Here is a 19,372-nt window from a genome sequence, read left to right as displayed (position 1 = left end):
TACCGCGCCGCACGGACAAAAAAAGGCGCCGCCGCCATAATGGCAACGGCGCCAAAACCACCACAAAGGGGACAGGCACCTTTGTAGTGGCTTGTGTGGTGGTTCGAGGATTACAGTTCAAAGAAGCCGAGGATTTGATCACGGCTTACGGGCTTGTAGTCGTTGGCATCGAGACCGACATCGTAGCGAAAGATAGGACGTTCGCGATCGCGGTTGCGCGCGTTGGTGTGGTCTCCCCTGCTATGGATATGGCCGTGGAGCATGATGGCGCCGCGCGCCTTGCCATTCCAGCTGAGCATGGGGTAGTGGCTCATCACCAGGCGATGACCCTTCGCGTAACCGGGAGCAATCTCCAGGTAATCGCGCACGTCATCCCAGATTTGAGGCGCAGCTGGATCTTCCCAGTCGCCGTCATGGTTACCACGGATGAGCGTCACATTCTGGCATTCGATGCGCTCGCGCAGGCGTACCGCCTCCGCCAGGGGCAAACGATAGGTAAAGTCACCCAGAATATAGAGGCGGTCATCCGCAGCCACGCACTCATTGATGGCATCGATGACCTTGCGATTCATCTCCTCGACCGAGCCAAACGGCCGGTCCATGTCGTGCAAGATATTCGTATCGCCCAGGTGCAGGTCGGCGGTAAACCACATCATCGTATCTGTCCTCATTTCGCAACGCATCAAACTCGTGCTAAGTATACAGACACAGCGATGCGGCGGTTAGCCAAAGAGCCCGCCGAACAGACCTCGGCGGTGTTTGTCTTTCTTTTTCGACGCGTCACCTTGGGCGTTCTTGTCCTGCCGCTTCTTCCGGTCCTGCTCTAGCTCATCATCGTCGAGCAGCATATCCCACTCAAACGGGTCTTCCGTCAGATCGAACAGGTCATCGCCATCAAACATGACCGCCTCCATTGCCGATTAGCGAGCATCCACCACATAGAGTCCAACGCGCACCTGATGCCACGGGCTGCGCTCGGGGGCAACCTGTTGCACACGGGCCTCAAATACGTACCCATGGCCGTAATACATCATCAAGGACAGCGGGCCGGCCTCGTTTCCCGGAACATAGCCGAGCTTGGTGTTGCCGTAGTAGATCGCAACCGCCTCGGGATCATGGGGATTATCGCGCTCGGCACACAGCGTCAGCTTATCGCCCGCTTTAAGATCGCCCAAGACCAAGGCGCCATCGGCATACTGAAATCCTGCAATATGAAACGACAAAAGAACACGTGAAGGCTCGTACATGGCAGCTCCTCTACCGGCCGGAATACCCGGCGTTTAACCTTATTGAGAAGTCTACGGGCCCGTGCGGACACAAATTCATCCTGTCTGCGTCTTTCAATCGCTTGCCGCAACGCTTGCGCGACGGGACGCTTGCAGATAAGATAGGAACACGGATGGCACCCGTGGCAGCGGGTCTTGCCAACTCCGATACACGTTTTCATCGTGAGAAGTGGCCGTCTTCGCTTACGCGGGGGCGGCTATTTCATTCGGCCGATAAACAGGCCGAGTTCGATAGCCGCGATCAACAACGCCAATAACGAAATAACATCGCTTACGTTCATACCAAATCCCTTCTAAAGGGAGTTGGCCCATCCGTGCTCCATAGCAGTAGTCTAACGCAAAATGTGGGTAATAGGAACACTTGTTCGTATTACCCGCGATCTTTTCTAATGCACAAACATACGCACGAACTTGTGCTTCCAGCTTGCGTAGGGCGCATACCGAAACGGCACGTCCAGCCAGGTTACCTTGTTCACGATGCTCTTCTTGTGGCTAAACGTATCGAAGCTCTCGCGGCCATGGTACTGGCCCATACCGCTCGCACCCATGCCGCCAAAGCCCATATGGCTCGTAGCCAGATGCATGATCGTGTCGTTGACGCAGCCGCCGCCAAAGGGCACGTAACGCACAAAGCGTTGCTGAGCCGCACGGTCCTGGCTAAAGATATACAGAGCTAGCGGCGTCGGACGATCCGCAATAAACGTCTCTGCCTCGTCTAGGCTCTCAAACGTCAGCACCGGCAAGATGGGGCCGAAAATCTCCTCCTGCATCACGGCGTCATCGGGGGCCACGCCGTCTAGGATCGTCGGCTCAATTTTGAGCGACGACTCGCGCGCGGTACCTCCCAGCACAACCTTATCGGGATCGATCAGCCCGCGCGCACGCGCAAAATGCTTGGCGTTGACGATGTGACCGTAATCCTCGTTGTCGAGCGGGTGCTCGCCAAACATACGACGGGCTTCCTCCTTGATGAGTCCCAGCAGCTCGTCGTGCACGCGCGTATCGACCAGCAGGTAGTCGGGCGCCACGCAGGTCTGCCCTACGTTGAGCCATTTACCAAAGGCGATACGCCGTGCCGCGACCTTCAAGTTTGCCGTCGCATCAACGATGCAGGGACTCTTGCCGCCCAGCTCAAGCGTCACGGGCGTGAGGTTTTTGCTCGCGCGCTCCATGACGAGCTTGCCGACCGGAACGCTACCGGTAAAGAAGATCTTGTCCCAGCACTCGTCGAGCAGCGCTTCGTTTTCGGCGCGGCCGCCCTCGACAACCGTCACCAGACGCGGATCAAACGCCTCTTCACAGATCCGCTTGAGCACCGCGCTTGATGCCGGAGCATAGGCGCTCGGCTTGATGACCACGGTATTGCCCGCGGCAAGGGCGCCGGCAAGCGGCTCGAGCGTTAGCAAAAACGGGTAGTTCCAGGGCGCCATAATGAGCGTGACGCCATAGGGCACGGCTTGCGTTTTGCACACACTCACGGCGTTGGCGAGGTCACACGGACGCAGGCGCGGACGACTCCATCGAGCCACATGCGCAATCTGATGACGAATCTCGGAAAGCGAGGTGCCGGTCTCACACATATAGGCCTCGTCATGCGACTTTCCCAAATCGGTCTTGAGCGCATGGGCAATATCGGGTTCGTGCGCCCGCACTGCGTCGCGCAAGCTCACGAGCGCGCGACGGCGAGCGTTAACGTCAAACGTGGCGTGCGTCTTAAAGTAGGCGCGCTGATCGCCGACGATGCGCGCAATTTCCTCGGTGTTCATGGGCCCTCCTAATTCTCGTCTTCAAACATACCACCCGCAACGACCTCGTACATATGCTCGAGCTCCAGACGGTCCATTAGAAGCGGAACGGGGTATAGCGGATTGGCCTCGGCATCGGCATGGGCCGCCATTTGCGGAATATCGGAGCGGCGAATGCCCGTCACATATTTGGGAATGCCCAAGGCGGCATTCATGCGGTCGACCCAATCGATAAAGGCCTCGGCCGCAAGACTGTCCTGCGCGGTAGCCGGCGCGATACCGGCCATGCGAGCAAGATCGGCAAGCTTGGGGGCGGCGGCGTCACCATAAGCGCGAAGCATGTGCGGCAGGATGATCGCGTTGGCCAAACCGTGCGGAATTCCGTATCGGCCGCCCAGACTGTGCGCGATGGCATGCACGTATCCGACATAGGAGCGGGTAAATGCAACACCCGCTTTATACGCCGCCGAAAGCATATTGCGACGAGCGCGCATGTCGTCGCCATGCTCATAAGCCTCGGGCAAATTGTCGTGGATGAGCTGGACCGCCTGACGCGCCATCTTGCGCGTGTAGGGCGTGGTGCTACGGCCGATAAAGGCCTCGACGGCATGCGTCAGGGCATCCACGCCCGTCTGCCCCGTAATGGAGGCGGGCAGGCCGCGTGTAAACTCGGGGTCGTGCACCGCAAAGCGCGGGATAAGCACAAAGTCGTTAATGGGGTACTTGTAGTGCGTCTCGTCATCGGTAATTACCGCCGCGAGTGTGACTTCGCTTCCCGTACCGGCGGTAGTGGGAACCGCAATAAGCAGCGGCAGGAGACGGTGGACGCGCAACAGGCCACGCATCTTGTTGATGGGCTTATTTGGCTGTGCGATGCGTGCGCCCACACCCTTGGCGCAGTCCATGGCCGAACCGCCACCAAAGCCGATAATGGCCTGGCAGGCGCTCTCGCGATACAGGGACGCCGCTTCCTCCACGTTTGAGACCGTGGGATTCGCACGCGTTTCGGCATAGACCGTAACGCCAATCCCCTGAGCCGTAAGCGCACGCTCGAGTGATGCCGTGAGTCCCAAACGAGCAATACCAGGATCTGTCACGATAAGGACCTTCTGGATCGAGCGCTTTTGAAGCACTGCGGGCACATCCTCGGCATGCTCCAAAATGCGCGGCTCGGTATAGGGCAGGATCGGCAATGCGATGCGAAAAACCGTCTGATATGTTCGGCACCAGGCGCGGCGGGCTAGATGCATAAAGGAAACTCCTTCATTTGTTGATAGGTCAACATTTGTTCGACCGATTGTACTCATCGGCGTCCGCATATGGCTTGCAAATCGTTAATCAATCAACATCTTCACATGCCGAAAATTGTTTTATTAAAAATCATTCCTAATAGGCTTCACATTCGGTCGCATTTATGGATAATAGAACTCGTCAAGACGCACGTCCGGAGAGGGCCCTTACGGGACCGGACGAGCGCACCATCGCCATCGATCGAAAGGATCGAATCATGAAGTTTGTTTGCCCCGTTTGCGGTTATGTGGAAGAGTTCGACGGCGACCAGCTGCCCGAGGATTTCAAGTGCCCCCAGTGCGGCGTTCCCGGCTCTCGCTTCCTGAAGCAGGAGGAGGGTCAGCTCGAGTGGGCTGCCGAGCACGTCGTGGGCGTCGCCAAGATGGAGGGCGTCTCCGAGGACATCGTTGCTGACCTGCGCGCCAACTTTGAGGGCGAGTGCTCCGAGGTCGGTATGTACCTGGCCATGGCTCGCGTTGCTCATCGCGAGGGTTATCCCGAGATCGGCCTGTACTGGGAGAAGGCTGCCCACGAGGAGGCCGAGCACGCCGCCAAGTTCGCCGAGCTCCTGGGCGAGGTTGTGACCGACTCCACCAAGAAGAACCTCGAGATGCGCGTTGAGGCCGAGAATGGCGCCACCGCCGGCAAGACCGATCTCGCCAAGCGCGCCAAGGCCGCTGGCCTCGATGCCATCCACGACACCGTGCACGAGATGGCTCGCGACGAGGCTCGCCACGGCAAGGCTTTCGCCGGTCTGCTCAAGCGCTACTTTGGCTAAGCCAGCCGCCTGAGAGATAATCTCTAGCTCGATGAGGCCCGGACCGTATTGGTTCGGGCCTTTTTCGTGCCTCACGAACTTGTTAACGCCCTGAAACAGGACCGCCTTCGGCATCGGCTTCTCGTCAAAAACTAAGTGAGTAGACTTTTTTGAACTTGCCGAGCAGGCCATCCATATCACTTTATAAAGCCGCAGGTAAATGCCTTGTTACAAAACGGCCTGGTCACCAAAGTGCCAAAAGTCTACTCACTTAGAACCGCAGCCGTCCACGATCGAGCTGTTTTGTGTCTAACGGGCATCTTTCCGTCGATTACTCCCAATTTTGTCCAGTCAACGAATAGTTCGGACCGGAGTAATGTCTCAGCCCTTTGCTCATCTGAACTTTTATCACGATATTCAGCATCGAGCATCCTGCATACGGCCTTAACGATCGCGCGGAATTTATCCTCATCGAATATCTGTCTGTGTGTCAGGAGAAGTACATCGTAGCCCATGGCCTGAAGGGCCGTCATGCGGTCAGCGTCACGCAAGCCGTCCCCTGCGCGCCCGTGCGAGGCCTTTCCCTGACATTCAATGGCCACCTGTCGCGCTCCGTCCGGCGAAGACAGAAGCAGGTCGATAAAGACGCGGGACTTTCCCACAATCGCTCGAGCACTTGCACCTAGCCTCACTTCGACATTGAGCTCTATGCCGCAAAAACCTTCGCCCCCTAGTGTTCGCGGCAGTGCAAACAACAAATACGCCTCGACCTCAAAGGGCGATGCGGCGCCCAGCGGAACGAAACGCGACACCGCCATAAATCGCTTGCCGTACCGCATCCCGTAAACATCTGAACAAAAACGGTCGAGGTCTCCGCTCAAAACCAAAGCGTCGCGACGCCATAAATCTGAAGCGACGCCATCCTCGGACGGACAGCGTGTCCAGCCCGAAGTTGTCGGAATCGCGCCCGAATCAATTGCACGCGAAAGCTCCGCCTCGAGTGCCGCCGGCAGGGCACACACCGCAAACAAACCGCACATCTCCGCCAATACCAAAAGAAGCTGAAGATCCGTCAGATGCCGCAACATGATGAATGCCGTCAGTAGAGGAGACGTAATCAAAAACCCATGCTCCGTTTCTAGCACGGATTCCCTGGGGAGCTCACCGAGAAACAGCCGCTGCCTCATGCCGGCAGGGCAAGTCCGCTTGTTTCTCGTTCGAACCAACGTATACAACGGAAAGCCGAGCGCAACCTTAGCCGTCGGGTTACGGACAAGGTCATATCGCTGCCGGTCTTCTTCCGGTCGTGGAAGCGGCGGACACAAAGCAAGGACTTGAGGGGGCAAGCGCCAGTACCTAAAAGCCGATATGTCACAAAGTAGATCCTTCATAGGCACAGGAGAACACGGATTTCAACCCTGGTACTCACGCATTGGCGCGAACGCACCGAAAAGGGCGTCGAACGGACTGTTAAGTTTTCAACAGCCCTCCCCAACTGGCCAAAAGCTTGCCAAGAACTGGACGGAGCGTTGTTGAAAACCCCGCTTCTTTTCTCATGCGGAAGCCTTGCGCGGCAAGTGAGTAGACTATTTAGGACCCGCCGAGCAGACCGACTAAACTGCTTCACAAAATCGCAGGTAGATAGCTTGCTACAAAACGGCCTGGTCCTCCTCACGCTAAAAGCCTACTCACTTAGGTTAGAGGGTGCGCCCATTAGCTGCGATTCCAGGGTATTTAGCTCATTTGGACTCAAATCGTCGTACTGGACAAGGATTCGAGTCGGGTTTGAAGATCCATGTGCGCCATCGGGACACCAAAAACAGTCATTGATATCGATGTAAGGGATGCTCGAGCGCGCGAGGGCGCGTGTAAAAGAGTTTCCGCCCCTATCGCACTCCGCAACTACGACGCAGTAGAGGCCGGCATCCGCGTGCTCAACCAAAAACTCCCCCGCCGGAAACGCCTTTCGCACAAGCGCCGTCAGGCCATCACGCGCCTCGCGAGCTCGAACGCGCACGCGGTTCACATGTCGCTCGTAATCACCCGATTCCAGCAAGCGAGCCAAAGCGACCTGGTCAACAGAACTCACCGACGAGGCGTAAAAACCAAGGTTGCGCCTAAACCGTTCCATCAGCTCATCAGGCAGGACCATATACGCCAAACGCAGGGCCGACGACAGACTTTTTGAAAAGGTGTTGGTGTAGATGACCGATTGGGCGGCATCGATCGACGCGAGCGCGGGAATCGGCTTGCCGGCAAGGCGAAACTCACAATCAAAGTCATCTTCGATGAGATACCGGTCCGGCTGCTCGGCGGCCCAGCTCAGCAGGGCATAGCGACGCGCAATGCTCGTCACAAGGCCGGTCGGATATTGGTGAGACGGCATCAGGTGAAGGACATCCGCCCCGGTTTTCTGCAGAGCACTCAAGTCCACGCCTTCACCGTCCAACGGGATATGACGCACTTCGCAGCCCATAGCCTGATAGATGCGCGTCAGGCGCAAATAGCCCGGATCCTCAACGGCATACACCTTGTCGGCTCCAAGCAACTGAACCAACATGGTATCGAGCAGCTGGGCGCCCGCACCGATAACAATGTTGTTGGGGTCGACATTCATACCCCTTATCCCGCGCAGATGGCGAGCAATTGCGCGTCGTAGCCGAGCAGTGCCCTGCGCCGGTGCGGGCGAAAAGATTTCGCGCTCATCTTCGGATGCCAGCGTCGCCCGTAGCGCGCTTTGCCAAAGCCGCGCCGCCTCCAAAGCAGAAGGAGAAAGCGCATCGAATCGCTCGACCTGTCCGTTGACATCATGCACGATGGGGCCCACAGAGACGGCATCTCGGTCGATGCCCTCCGCAGCCGAAGCCAAAACCGGTGCATCCGGAAGCTCGCAAGCGTAGTAGCCACGACGTGGCATTGAGCAAATATAGCCCTCAGCGAGTAACTGGCTATATGCATTCTCGATGGTAATAACACTGATTCCCAGATGACTGGCAAAGGCGCGCTTGGACGGCAGATGCTCCCCCGCCGTAATGCGTCCAGCTACGATATCATCTCGGATTTGCTGGTAAACATACTCATAGAGCGATGCTTCGCCGCGTTTTTCCAAATTGTAGTCAAGCATGAGTATATCACCTGACCTTATCGAGCTGTTCAATCTGGTATTAAGCTGACCTTATTATTATCTCGAAAACTGAGTATTTTGCCATGCCCAGCTCCCCGATAGGATTTTCCGTCAAGCAATGCACATGCCAACCAAGGGAGCAACCATGGCAGAACAGACCAGCAAGGCAGATCGCGTCAAACTCAATCGCGAGCTCGCGCAGATGCTCAAGGGCGGCGTCATCATGGACGTCACCACGCCCGAGCAAGCACGCATCGCCGAGGAGGCGGGCGCCTGCGCCGTCATGGCGCTCGAGCGTATCCCGGCCGACATCCGCGCCGCAGGCGGCGTCTCGCGCATGAGTGATCCCAAGATGATCAAGGGCATCCAAAAAGCTGTCTCCATCCCCGTTATGGCCAAGTGCCGCATCGGCCACATTGTCGAGGCGCAGATCCTGCAGGCCATCGAAATCGACTACATCGACGAATCCGAGGTCCTCTCCCCCGCCGATGATGTCTATCACATCAACAAGACCCAGTTTGACGTGCCGTTTGTCTGCGGTGCCCGCGATCTGGGCGAGGCGTTGCGCCGTGTTGCTGAGGGCGCCACGATGATTCGCACCAAGGGCGAGCCGGGCACGGGCGACGTCGTTCAGGCCGTGCGCCATATGCGCAAGATCCAAAAGCAGATCCGCGACGTTGTTGCCCTGCGCGACGACGAGCTCTTTGAGGCAGCCAAGCAGCTGCAGGTTCCGGTCGAGCTGGTGCGCGAGGTCCATGCCACGGGCAAGCTCCCCGTCGTAAACTTTGCCGCCGGCGGAGTCGCGACCCCCGCCGACGCCGCGCTGATGATGCAGCTGGGCGCCGAGGGCGTCTTTGTTGGCTCGGGCATCTTTAAGAGCGGCGACCCCGCCAAGCGCGCCGCCGCCATCGTCAAGGCCGTGGCAAACTTCACCGACGCCAAGCTCATCGCCGAGCTTTCGGAGGACCTGGGCGAGGCTATGGTGGGCATCAACGCCGACGAGATCGAGATTATCATGGAAGAGCGCGGGCGCTAGTCCAGCAGAAAGGATCGCACATGAGCGATTATGCACACCAAACGGTTGCCGTGCTGGCGGTCCAAGGCGCTTTTGCCGAGCATGAGGCAAGGCTATCTGAGCTGGGCGCACGCTGTATTGAGCTGAGGCAGGCGGCTGATTTGAAGCAGAACTTTGACCGTCTGGTACTTCCCGGCGGCGAGTCTACCGTTCAAGGGAAACTGCTTGATGAGTTGGGCATGCTCGAGGAGCTTCGTACCCGTATCGCTGAAGGCATGCCCGTCCTGGGCACCTGCGCCGGCCTGATTCTGCTGGCTCACGACCTTGCCGCTCATGACGATAAGGGCACGCCGCGTTTGGCAACCATGGATGTGCTCGTTGAGCGCAATGCCTATGGCAGACAGCTCGGCAGTTTTCGCACCAAGGGACAGGTAGACGGCATCGACGGTGAAGTGCCGCTGACATTTATCCGCGCGCCCCGCATCGTCGAGGTCCACGGCGACGCCAAGGCCTTGGCAGAGGTCGATGGCCGCATCGTCGCCGCCCGCCAGGGCAACCAGCTCGGCGTAACCTTCCACCCCGAACTCGATGAAGACACCCGCCTCCACGAACTGTTCCTACAAATGTAGGTAGAATTTAAACGAGCGTGGATTTTCGGACATACAACAAATGAGAGTGGATAATCTCCCACTTTGAGCTTGAATGCAGGCTCAAACCGGGAGATTATCCACTCTCATGCTATGTAGTCATTTAAGAACGTCTCCAATGACTACTTGCAACGAATCATTTTTGGCAACAGAAATTACGCCGATGTTTTGGCAACGCCAGCGAGCGACGCCCAGGGCGAACAAGTTGGCATGAAAAAGGCAAGGCATAGACCTTCTGGTCATGCCTTGCCTTTTGAATGACAAATTGTCGCCCTGGGCGTCGCGCAGCGTCAACTAGTTACGCGGTTTGGTAAAACCGCGTAACTCAACTAGAAGCGGTTGCCGCGAAAGCCGCCACCGTTGCGGCCGCCACGATCGCCACCGCGACCGCCGCGGTCGTTACCACGGTTGCCGCGAAAGCCGCCACGGTTGCCACCGCGATCGCCATAGCCACCACGGTTGCCGCCAAAGCCGCCGCGACCGCCACGGTCGCCGCCACGGTCGCCAAAGCCGCCACGGCCACCGCGATCGCCACCGCGACCGCCACGGTCGCCGCCACGGCCACCGCGATCGCCAAAGCCGCCGCGACCGCCACGGTCGCCGCCACGGCCACCGCGCTCGTCACGGCCGCCGCGAGGACCGCGGTCCTCGTCCAGGCCCATGGCGACGAGCGGAGCGATAACCTTATCGAGAGCGGCCATCAGCTCGGTAGCCTCCTCGTAAGAAAGCTCGGGCAGGAGCTTCTCCTTCTTGTTGGCAAGCTCGACCAGGCCCTCAGCGGCATCCTCGGCAGCGAAGACAACGATCTTGCGCATATCGCCCTCGGCGTCGTCGATGCGGCCGACCAGATCGGCAGCCTCGGCCTCGGCCATCAGGCCATCGAGCTCACGAAGGCGCATGCCCAGCAGGTCGGACATTTCCTTCTGCTCCATCTTGGGCTTGAGGTCAAGAAGCTTGATGGCGCGCTCGATGTTCGCCATGCGCTCGGCCTTGGCCTCCTCCTCCTTGGAAATAGCAAAGCGACGGCTGCGCAGCAGGCGGGCGGCCTTCTGCATCTTGTCCATCAGCTCTTCGTCATCGTAATCAGCGGCGGCCTCGACAACCTCGGCCTCCTCGGCGGAAACCTCGTCAGCAGCCTCAACCTCAGCAGCTTCGGTCTCCACGGTCTCGACTGCCTCGACCTCGGCAGCCATGGTCTCGTTCTCGGTCTCGTTCATGATCTCTTCGTTCTCAGACATGAGACTCCTTCTTGGCCCTCTCGGGCATCATCGCCCCATTCGCGGGGCCCGTCGCGCACTCTTTGCGCTTTATACATTCATGCCTCTCGGCAAAACGTCCATTAGTTTATGGTGTCGCCATCCAATCTAGCTGCAGAATCTATGTGCACACATTAATGCGACATGTGCGACTCGCGGCGAGCGTACACCAGCGACACCGCGAACCCGACAACGGCAATCACGGCCGCCACGCGCACGGCGGCTGCAAATCCTATCGCCTGGGCAACGTCCGACGCAACGCCTGCGGCGCCAGCAGCCACCGCAGAACTCGAAAGCAGGCCGATAAACAGCGACGGACCAAACGACGCGGCAATCATGTTCCACGTGTTAAGCAATGCCGTTCCGTGAGGATGCTCAGCGGCGGGAAGCGTCTCCAAACCGGCGGTCTGCGAGGGGCTCAGTACCAAACCGACGCCGGCATACACCACAACGGTCAGCAGCACGACAACGCCGATGTTCATGCTTGCCGCGGTCATCGAGATTGCCGTCTGCCCCACAGCGATCAGGGCAAAGCCGACCGGCAGCAGCGGCCACGCACCACGGGCATCCATCACGCGTCCGCCCACAATCGAGGTCACGGCGTTGCAGGCGATCGCCGGCAAAATGAGCAAACCCGCGACAAGTGCGGTCATGCCGTATGCGCCCTCAAAATAGAGCGGCAACAAAACGCTCATCGAGAACGTCGTCATCATCGACACCACCACAAGCAGGCATGCAGGCCAAAAACGAACGCTCGCCATGGGACGCACGTTAAGCACCGGATGCTTGAGCTTGAGCTGACGAACCGCAAACAGGCCGAGCACCACAGCAGCGGCGAAAAGCGTCGCGATACCGGCCATCACATTGGTCGAGAACTCGCCTACGGAATACACAAACGCCGTAATGCCGGCGGCGAGCAAAACAACCGACAGAATATCAAGCGTGGTGTTCGAGCGCTCTCCGACATTCCGAACGAGCTTTGCTGCCGCCGCGGCGACCACGACACCGCCCACCAGCGGCACTACGAACACCGCCCTCCAGCCAAACAACGTGCACATAAGACCACTAATCACGGGCCCAAACGCCGGCCCTAGCGTAATGCAGGCACCGCCCAGGCTCAGATACAGACCGAGCTTCTCGCGCGGAGCACAAGATAGCACCACATTCATCATGAGCGGAAACAAGATGCCCGATCCCGCAGCCTGCAAAATACGACTTGGCAGCAAAACGGTAAACGACGGGGCGACCAGGCACAGGACTTCTCCGGCGACCATGCATCCGCATGCGAAAAACAGCAGCTTGCGCGTCGAGAAACGACCGGACAGAAAGGCCATGATGGCCGTAAAGATCGACGTCACGATCATGTATCCCGAAACTAGCCACTGCGCCGTGGTGGCACTCACCGAAAAGGCCGCCATGATATCGTGCAGTGCCACGTTAATGATGTTCTCGTTAAACGCGGCGACAAAGGCTGCAATATACATTACGACGAGAAACGCCGAAGTGGCCGATGGCGTTGCTTGAACTTGTTGCTGAGATTTGCTCCCCATGCATTTCCTTCCTCTTGGAACGACAGTCGCATCGCCCCAGAGGAACAGTCCAGGGCGAGCATGAGCCCTAGACTTACGTCAGACGCCGCACGCGACGGATCCGACAACATGGTCCAACGTTGAAAGATTGTAACGCTGACGCGCAGCTTTCCTTCCGCGCTATTATTAAAAGTCCACGAAAGCACGAGACATGAGGAGCCCGCCATGATTAAGCCCATCATGAAATCCGAGTTCTTTTTGCGCCTGCCTTCCGAAGACGCGGGACCCGACGATGCCGCGACCGGGCAGGACCTCCTGGATACGCTCCATGAGCATGAGCACGAGTGCGTGGGCCTTGCCGCCAACATGATTGGCGTGCGCAAACGCATCATCTGCGTAAAGGACGGCAACAGGGCGCTGCTGATGTACAACCCTCAAATTCTTGAGCAGGTCAATTCCTATCAGACGAGCGAAGGATGTCTCTCGCTTTCCGGCGAGCGCCCCTGTACTCGCTATCGCCGCATTAAGGTTGAGTATTTGGACGAGAATTTCGTCCACCGCATCAAAAACTTCTCGGGCTACACCGCCGAAATCATCCAACACGAAATCGACCACTGTTGCGGAATCGTTATTTAGTTCCGCCGATTCAAGAAAGCTCCCTGCAGCAAAACAACTGCAGGGAGCTTTTCATAGTGCGGAACTTCTATCCCACTAGCTCTGGCGGTAGTGATCGAAGAAGTCGGCGAGGTCTTCGAGGGACTCCTTGAGCACTTCCATGCGCGGCAGGTACACGATACGGAAGTGGTCGGGCTCAGCCCAGTTGAAGCCGCCGCCGCGCGTGATCAGGATCTTCTTCTCGTGCAGCAGGTCAAGGGCGAACTGCTCGTCATCGGTAATGTTGAACTTCTTCACATCCATCTTGGGGAAGATGTAGAACGCCGCACGCGGCTTAACCACCGAGATGCCGTCAATCTTGTTGAGCGCCTCATACACAAAGTTGCGCTGCTCGTAGACACGGCCGCCGGGGCGGATGTAGTCGTTGACGGACTGATGGCCACCGAGCGCCGTCTGAACGATCGACTGAGCCGGCACGTTGGAGCACAGGCGCATGTTGGAGAGCATGTTGATGCCCATGATGAAGTCGCTCATGCAGCGCTGGTTGCCCGAAAGCACCATCCAGCCAATACGATAGCCCGCGATCATGTGCGACTTGGACAGACCGCTAAAGGTGACGCAGGGCAGATCGGGAGCGAGCGAGGCAATCGAGACGTGCTCGTAGCCGTCCATGCACAGGCGGTCGTAGATCTCATCAGCAAAGATCATCAGCTGATGCCTGCGTGCAACCTCGACGATGCCCTCGAGCACCTCGCGCGGATAGACGGAACCCGTGGGGTTGTTGGGGTTGATGATGACGAGGGCTTTGGTCGCGCTCGTGATCTTGGACTCCATATCCTCCAGGTCGGGATACCAATCCGCCTGCTCATCGCACAGATAGTGCACGGGATGACCGCCGGCAAGGGTTGCGCACGCCGTCCAGAGCGGATAGTCGGGGCTGGGGATCAGAATCTCGTCGCCATTGTCGAGCAGCGCGTTCATCGAAAGCTGAATGAGCTCGGACACGCCGTTGCCCGTGTAGATATGCTCCATCTGAACGTTGGGCAGGCCCTTGATCTGCGAATACTGCATGATCGCCTTGCGCGCGGAGAACAGGCCACGCGAGTTGGAATAGCCTTCGCAGTCGGGCAGCTGCTGGCGCATGTCCTTGATGACCTCATCGGGCGTGCGGAAACCGAAGGGCGCCGGGTTGCCGATATTGAGCTTGAGGATGCGCTCGCCCTCGTCCTCCATACGGGCGGCCTCGTCGACGACGGGACCGCGCACGTCATACAGGACGTTATCGAGCTTGGTGGATTTAGAAAAAGTACGCATGGTGGTGCTCCTTGCAATTTGAGCTGAGGGATGGGGTTCGGGCTTGGAATCGTTGCGGGGTGATGATGCCTCGCCTTGATCGGCGTCGCCGGCAAGCAGCCAGGTAACATCGACCTCCAAAATACGGGCGAGCAGCTCAGCCACATCGCGCCGCGGAATCGTCTTGCCGCTCACATATTGGCTCATCTGACTCTTGCCGAGTTTTTTGCCGAGCATCTCCGATGCGCGGATCACGTCCGACTGGCGAACGTCGCGATCGGACATAGCCTGTCGCAGACGATCGCTAAACGTCTCTTGGGCCACTAGAACCTCCTTGCTGGCAAAGTTCAATTTATACAACACGAATTGAACCTGAGTTCAATTTAGGCAGCAGTATAACGCCGTGCTATTTCGAATAGTTCAATTTCAAAAATAAAATGAGCAAGACCTCGAGATTTATCCCAAGGCGATAACGACGTGCACGCATTTAGAGGTATTCGAGGAAACGAGCGGCGGCAAGCGAAACATCGGCCGTTCGATATATGGCGTTGATCTGCCGATGGGGATGCCCCTCGAGCGAACGCACGGCAACATCGAACTGACAGCGACGCAAGATGAGCGCCGGAAGGATGCTCACGCCCAGGCCGTCCTCGACCATAGCCATAATCGCATAGTCATCCCAGGTTGACAGCTTCGAGCGCACCGCCAGGCCCGCCCGACGGAACAGCGGCGTAATCTCGTCATCGGTGCCGCGTTCTAGCAGAATAAACTGCTCGTTGGCTAAATCGGCAAGAGAAACGACCTCCGCCGTGGCAAGCGAGGAGTCCGCTGGCACCACGGCCATCAACTCGTCTTGCACCAACGGTCGCGACGCCATGCCGGCGCCGCGTGGCTCGCGCGGAATAAAGCCCAAGTCGCAGCGGCCTTCCGCCACCCATTGCTCAATCTCGGAGTAATCACCCATCAGCAGCTCGTAATCGACATCCGGATGATCGACGCGAAAGCGCGCAATCACCGGCGGCAGTACATGGGTCGCCACACTCGAAAACGTACCAATGCAGATCTTGCCGCGCATGAGCCCACGCATCTCGTCCACGTGTCGCTGCAGGCGGCCAAACTCCTCGCAGAGCGCCTCAACCGCCGGCATGATCTGCCGCCCATCGGCAGAAAGCACCACACCCTCGCGGCTGCGGTCGAGCACCTTAAAACCCCAATCGGTCTCAAGGTCGCCCACCATGCGGCTCACGCCCGACTGCGAATAGCTCAGCCGCTCGGCGGCGCGCGTAAAACTGCCGGCCCGCACCGTCTCGAGCAGCACCTGCATCTTTTGAATATTCGTTTCCACGGCACCCCTCCACCTTTACATGAGTTTTTGTCATGTTATCCATGCATTATATTCGCTTTTCTTCTAAAGCCAGTTCACCCATAGTGAACATGCTCGGATATAGAGGGGATGTCAGCACATGAACAACGGATTGTTTACGTACTTAGCAGCATTGCTATTGTTTGGCTCCAACGGCATCATCGCCGCTGCCATCGCGCTGCCGAGCTCCGATATCGTACTGTTGCGCACGTTTTTGGGCGCTCTCACCCTTGCCGCCGTCCTCTTCATAACCAAGCGCCATAACCTGCAGGCTCCGTCTCGCCCCCGCGAGGCCGCAGCGCTCATCGTCTCGGGCGCCGCGCTGGGCGCCAGCTGGATTTTTCTGTTCCGCGCCTACCAGACGATCGGCGTCGGCGTATCCTCGCTGCTGTACTACTGCGGCCCCATCATCGTTATGGCCCTCTCCCCGCTCATTTTTGGCGAAAAGCTGACCGGCAGCAAAATCGCCGGCTTTATCGCCGTCGCCTGCGGTGCTTTTCTCATTGCAGCGCAAGGTCTAGGCGGCAATATGCCCATTGCGGGCATCGTCTGTGGAATCGCCTCGGCCTTCTGCTATGCATTGATGGTCATCGCCAGCAAGGGTGCGCCTCACATCGAGGGCCTCGAGAACTCCGCACTCCAAGTGAGCGCCGCCTTTGTGACCGCACTGGCCCTCACGCTCATCACGCAGGGCGCTCCCTCGTTCCTGTCCGCCGGCGTCGCCGCCAGCATTGATTGGCGCGCCGTCGCTATGCTCGGCGTCGTCAACACCGGCATTGGTTGCCTGCTCTACTTTAGCGCCGTCGCCAAGCTGCCCGTTCAGACCGTCGCCGTCGTCGGCTACCTCGAGCCGCTTTCGGCGGTCGTGTTCTCAGCCGCCCTTTTGGGTGAAGCCATAACACCGGTCCGCCTGATGGGCGCCGCGCTTATCATCGGCGGCGCGATTTTTTGCGAACTCGCCGGCAAACGCGCAAACGCCAAGGCTGGCATCGCCCAGATAGCACGTGCTTAAAAGCCCCTGCTTTGAAATGCTACCTGCGTAGATAAATAATCCCCAGCTGAGGATTATTGTCTAAAATATCCCGATGTGCCAAACTGCTCTTGTATGTATAAAGACGGCATAAAGTTTTTTGTCCTAGACAGATAACCGGATGTCTAAGGGAGTCCTCGTGGCACACAACAAACTGGAGGCAAACCTCCAAGACCAGCGCGGGCAAGGCGGGCACGGAGCCATCCCCCTCTCCGCTGGCATGCTGCTCGTAACGCTCGGCGTCGTCTATGGCGACATCGGCACGAGCCCCATGTACACCATGAAATCAATCGTCGCCAACAACGGCGGCATCGGTACCGTCAGCGAGGACATGATCCTGGGCGCGCTTTCGCTCGTCATCTGGACCATGACACTCGTGACCACGGTCAAGTACGTGGTAATCGCCATGAAGGCCGACAACCACAACGAAGGCGGCATCTTCGCCCTGTTCAGCCTCGTACGCAAGGTGGCACCATGGCTGATTCTGCCCGCCATGATCGGCGGTGCGGCACTGCTTGCCGACGGCATCCTCACCCCCGCCGTCACGGTCACCACAGCCATCGAGGGTCTGCGCACCATCGAATGGGGCCATGCGCTGCTGGGCGACGGGCAGACCAACGTCATCATCATCACCATCATCATTATCTGCGGCCTATTTGCCATGCAGCGCGCCGGCACCTCGTCAATCGGCAAGCTGTTCGGCCCGCTCATGACGCTGTGGTTCCTGTTCCTGGCAGGCGCCGGTCTGTTCAACATGCTCGGCAACCTGTCCATCTTGCGCGCGCTCAACCCCATCCGCGGCATTATGTTCCTGTTCTCGCCCATCAACCATTCGGGCATTATGGTGCTCGGCTTTGTCTTCCTGTCGACAACCGGTGCCGAGGCACTCTACTCGGACATGGGCCACGTGGGCAAGGCAAACATCTATGTATCCTGGCCATTTGTTAAGGCGGCCCTTATCCTCAACTATCTGGGTCAGGGAGCTTGGCTACTCGCCAATAACTCCAACCCCCAGATGCTCGCGATGGATATCGTCAACCCGTTCTATATGATGCTCCCCGAGCCCCTGCGCCCCTTTGCCATCGTGCTTTCGGCCGTGGCGGCCATCATCGCCTCACAGGCGCTCATCACCGGCTCGTTCTCGCTGGTATCCGAGGCAACGCGCCTCAACCTTATGCCGCACCTGCGCATCCACTACCCCAGCGACACCAAGGGCCAGCTCTATATTCCACTCGTCAATAACATCATGTGGGTCGGCTGCATCTTCATCGTGCTGCTGTTCCAAAACTCCGAGCGCATGGAGAGTGCCTACGGCCTCGCCATTACCGTGACCATGCTTATGACCACCACGCTTTTGACGAGCTATATCGCCGGCATTCTCAAGCACAAGCTGGGCGCCTGCGTCTTCGCCCTGCTCTTCGGCGCCATTGAGCTGTGCTTTTTCGCCTCGTGCCTTACCATGTTCTTTGACGGCGGCTACGTAATGATCTTCTTGGCCTCGCTGCTGTTTGGCCTTATGTACGTGTGGCGCCGCGGCACCGCCATCGAGCGCACGCAGACGATCCTGCTGCCCGTCTCTAAGTACATTGACCAGCTCAACCGCCTGCGCAACGACGAGACCTACCCCGTGCTCGCCGACAATCTGGTGTTCCTCACCAACAGCCCCGACCCGCTCACGCTCGACCGCGACGTGCTCTATTCCATCTTGGATAAGCATCCCAAGCGCGCCAAGGCATACTGGTTCATCAACGTGCACGTTACCGACGAGCCCTATACGCACGAGTATTCCGTCGAGACCTTTGGCACGGACTTTTTGTTCCGCGTGCGCCTGGACCTGGGCTTTAAGGTCAACCAGCGCGTTAATGCCTACCTGCGCCAAATCGTTGGCGACTTGATGGCATCGGGTGAGCTGCCGCCGCAGCATCACACCTACTCCATCTACGAGACGCGCGGCAACGTGGGCGACTTCCGTTTTTGTATGCTGCGCAAGATGCTCGCCCCCGAAACGGACATCAACCGCAATGACCACCGCGTGATGGCCATCAAGTACGCCGTCCGCCGCGCCTGCGGAAGCCCGGCACGCTGGTACGGTCTCGAGAACTCGGCCATCATCATCGAGTACGTGCCGCTGTTTGCCCGCATGCGCCCGGCCGTTAAGCTCGTGCGCACCCAAGTGCCGCTCGAGGTTCAGATCGAAGAGGCCGAAGAAATGGAAGTCGACATCTTCTCGGACGACCTGGTCAACGGCAACGAGGCCGGTAAGAATATGAACGTCGATCCCACTGAGCTGCTCGAGAGCGTCGCAGATACGCCCGAACAGCAACTCGACGGACTCGAGAGCACCCAGTTCAACGACGCCAACTTCTAACACGCCACCAGCCATTGACGACAACGGCCTCGCATCTCATAAGAGGTGCGAGGC

Annotated in this window: 17 protein-coding genes; 6 read left to right on the top strand and 11 right to left on the bottom strand. The window is 58.4% G+C overall.

All coding sequences use genetic code 11. From position 1 onward, the window contains the following. Nucleotides 1-110: 110 nt before the first annotated feature. From DW211_RS05145 to DW211_RS05125, 5 genes are all read right to left on the bottom strand, one after another. On the bottom strand, nucleotides 111-656 hold the full coding sequence (locus DW211_RS05145; RefSeq protein WP_233540952.1) for a metallophosphoesterase: 546 nt from the start codon (nucleotides 654-656) through the stop codon (nucleotides 111-113). Between the two features lie 66 nt (nucleotides 657-722). After that, the gene (locus DW211_RS05140) at nucleotides 723-902 is read right to left on the bottom strand and encodes a hypothetical protein (RefSeq protein WP_118259649.1); all 180 of its coding nucleotides are present in this window, start codon (nucleotides 900-902) and stop codon (nucleotides 723-725) included. Between the two features lie 18 nt (nucleotides 903-920). Beyond that, nucleotides 921-1,247: an HIRAN domain-containing protein gene (locus DW211_RS05135; RefSeq protein ID WP_118238333.1), complete on the bottom strand. Its 327-nt coding sequence runs from the start codon at nucleotides 1,245-1,247 to the stop codon at nucleotides 921-923. A gap of 425 nt (nucleotides 1,248-1,672) precedes the next feature. Then, on the bottom strand, nucleotides 1,673-3,052 hold the full coding sequence (locus DW211_RS05130) for an aldehyde dehydrogenase (RefSeq protein ID WP_118259648.1): 1,380 nt from the start codon (nucleotides 3,050-3,052) through the stop codon (nucleotides 1,673-1,675). Nucleotides 3,053-3,060: 8 nt separating this feature from the next. Next, nucleotides 3,061-4,281 (bottom strand): iron-containing alcohol dehydrogenase, encoded by a 1,221-nt coding sequence (locus tag DW211_RS05125; RefSeq protein ID WP_118259646.1) that lies wholly within the window; start codon nucleotides 4,279-4,281, stop codon nucleotides 3,061-3,063. Nucleotides 4,282-4,535: 254 nt separating this feature from the next. Here DW211_RS05125 and DW211_RS05120 point away from each other — a divergent pair, with 254 nt between their 5' ends. Further along, nucleotides 4,536-5,099, top strand: a complete 564-nt coding sequence (locus DW211_RS05120) for a ferritin family protein (RefSeq protein WP_070097113.1) — start codon at nucleotides 4,536-4,538, stop codon at nucleotides 5,097-5,099. Nucleotides 5,100-5,341: 242 nt separating this feature from the next. Here the strand turns inward: DW211_RS05120 and DW211_RS05115 are convergent, their stop codons facing one another. Together DW211_RS05115 and DW211_RS05110 are read right to left on the bottom strand one after the other, a co-directional pair. Then, the gene (locus tag DW211_RS05115; protein WP_158568496.1) at nucleotides 5,342-6,223 is read right to left on the bottom strand and encodes a hypothetical protein; all 882 of its coding nucleotides are present in this window, start codon (nucleotides 6,221-6,223) and stop codon (nucleotides 5,342-5,344) included. Nucleotides 6,224-6,762: 539 nt separating this feature from the next. Further along, entirely contained in the window at nucleotides 6,763-8,202 is a 1,440-nt protein-coding gene (locus tag DW211_RS05110; protein ID WP_118259642.1) for a PLP-dependent aminotransferase family protein, read from the bottom strand. Between the two features lie 145 nt (nucleotides 8,203-8,347). Between DW211_RS05110 and pdxS the strand changes: the two genes are divergently transcribed. Both pdxS and pdxT read left to right on the top strand, forming a co-directional pair. Continuing rightward, a complete protein-coding gene (gene pdxS, locus DW211_RS05105; RefSeq protein WP_118259640.1) occupies nucleotides 8,348-9,238 on the top strand; it encodes a pyridoxal 5'-phosphate synthase lyase subunit PdxS in 891 nt (296 codons plus the stop codon). A gap of 20 nt (nucleotides 9,239-9,258) precedes the next feature. Further along, entirely contained in the window at nucleotides 9,259-9,846 is a 588-nt protein-coding gene (pdxT, locus tag DW211_RS05100; RefSeq protein ID WP_117736778.1) for a pyridoxal 5'-phosphate synthase glutaminase subunit PdxT, read from the top strand. Nucleotides 9,847-10,193: 347 nt separating this feature from the next. On the opposite strand, the gene DW211_RS05095 is transcribed toward pdxT, so the two are convergent. Both DW211_RS05095 and DW211_RS05090 read right to left on the bottom strand, forming a co-directional pair. Then, nucleotides 10,194-11,102 (bottom strand): hypothetical protein, encoded by a 909-nt coding sequence (locus tag DW211_RS05095; protein ID WP_118259638.1) that lies wholly within the window; start codon nucleotides 11,100-11,102, stop codon nucleotides 10,194-10,196. 152 nt (nucleotides 11,103-11,254) lie between these two features. Beyond that, nucleotides 11,255-12,670, bottom strand: coding sequence for an MFS transporter (locus tag DW211_RS05090; RefSeq protein ID WP_118259637.1), 1,416 nt, complete (start codon nucleotides 12,668-12,670; stop codon nucleotides 11,255-11,257). 204 nt (nucleotides 12,671-12,874) lie between these two features. Between DW211_RS05090 and DW211_RS05085 the strand changes: the two genes are divergently transcribed. Then, entirely contained in the window at nucleotides 12,875-13,285 is a 411-nt protein-coding gene (locus tag DW211_RS05085; RefSeq protein ID WP_117655208.1) for a peptide deformylase, read from the top strand. A gap of 75 nt (nucleotides 13,286-13,360) precedes the next feature. Here the strand turns inward: DW211_RS05085 and DW211_RS05080 are convergent, their stop codons facing one another. Further along, nucleotides 13,361-14,842 (bottom strand): aminotransferase class I/II-fold pyridoxal phosphate-dependent enzyme, encoded by a 1,482-nt coding sequence (locus tag DW211_RS05080; RefSeq protein WP_117757320.1) that lies wholly within the window; start codon nucleotides 14,840-14,842, stop codon nucleotides 13,361-13,363. 202 nt (nucleotides 14,843-15,044) lie between these two features. Then, nucleotides 15,045-15,902, bottom strand: coding sequence for a LysR family transcriptional regulator (locus tag DW211_RS05075; protein ID WP_118259635.1), 858 nt, complete (start codon nucleotides 15,900-15,902; stop codon nucleotides 15,045-15,047). Nucleotides 15,903-16,020: 118 nt separating this feature from the next. Between DW211_RS05075 and DW211_RS05070 the strand changes: the two genes are divergently transcribed. Beyond that, on the top strand, nucleotides 16,021-16,932 hold the full coding sequence (locus tag DW211_RS05070; RefSeq protein WP_117647433.1) for a DMT family transporter: 912 nt from the start codon (nucleotides 16,021-16,023) through the stop codon (nucleotides 16,930-16,932). Between the two features lie 139 nt (nucleotides 16,933-17,071). Continuing rightward, nucleotides 17,072-19,318, top strand: a complete 2,247-nt coding sequence (locus DW211_RS05065) for a KUP/HAK/KT family potassium transporter (protein WP_118259634.1) — start codon at nucleotides 17,072-17,074, stop codon at nucleotides 19,316-19,318. Nucleotides 19,319-19,372: the final 54 nt, after the last annotated feature.

The sequence above is a fragment of the Collinsella sp. AM18-10 genome (assembly GCF_003471585.1).
Classification (GTDB): Bacteria; Actinomycetota; Coriobacteriia; order Coriobacteriales; family Coriobacteriaceae; genus Collinsella.
This window is presented reverse-complemented; position numbering and strand designations above follow the sequence as displayed.

Bases quoted from the DNA above. Each gene is read 5' to 3' on its own strand.
- DW211_RS05080 (WP_117757320.1), bottom strand. From the start codon at position 14,842: ATGTCCGATCGCGACGTTCGCCAGTCGGACGTGATCCGCGCATCGGAG.
- pdxS (WP_118259640.1), top strand. From the start codon at position 8,348: ATGGCAGAACAGACCAGCAAGGCAGATCGCGTCAAACTCAATCGCGAG.
- DW211_RS05095 (WP_118259638.1), bottom strand. From the start codon at position 11,102: ATGTCTGAGAACGAAGAGATCATGAACGAGACCGAGAACGAGACCATG.
- DW211_RS05130 (WP_118259648.1), bottom strand. From the start codon at position 3,052: ATGAACACCGAGGAAATTGCGCGCATCGTCGGCGATCAGCGCGCCTAC.
- pdxT (WP_117736778.1), top strand. From the start codon at position 9,259: ATGAGCGATTATGCACACCAAACGGTTGCCGTGCTGGCGGTCCAAGGC.
- DW211_RS05065 (WP_118259634.1), top strand. From the start codon at position 17,072: ATGTCTAAGGGAGTCCTCGTGGCACACAACAAACTGGAGGCAAACCTC.
- DW211_RS05110 (WP_118259642.1), bottom strand. From the start codon at position 8,202: ATGCTTGACTACAATTTGGAAAAACGCGGCGAAGCATCGCTCTATGAG.
- DW211_RS05070 (WP_117647433.1), top strand. From the start codon at position 16,021: ATGAACAACGGATTGTTTACGTACTTAGCAGCATTGCTATTGTTTGGC.
- DW211_RS05090 (WP_118259637.1), bottom strand. From the start codon at position 12,670: ATGGGGAGCAAATCTCAGCAACAAGTTCAAGCAACGCCATCGGCCACT.
- DW211_RS05125 (WP_118259646.1), bottom strand. From the start codon at position 4,281: ATGCATCTAGCCCGCCGCGCCTGGTGCCGAACATATCAGACGGTTTTT.
- DW211_RS05085 (WP_117655208.1), top strand. From the start codon at position 12,875: ATGATTAAGCCCATCATGAAATCCGAGTTCTTTTTGCGCCTGCCTTCC.
- DW211_RS05145 (WP_233540952.1), bottom strand. From the start codon at position 656: ATGATGTGGTTTACCGCCGACCTGCACCTGGGCGATACGAATATCTTG.
- DW211_RS05135 (WP_118238333.1), bottom strand. From the start codon at position 1,247: ATGTACGAGCCTTCACGTGTTCTTTTGTCGTTTCATATTGCAGGATTT.
- DW211_RS05140 (WP_118259649.1), bottom strand. From the start codon at position 902: ATGTTTGATGGCGATGACCTGTTCGATCTGACGGAAGACCCGTTTGAG.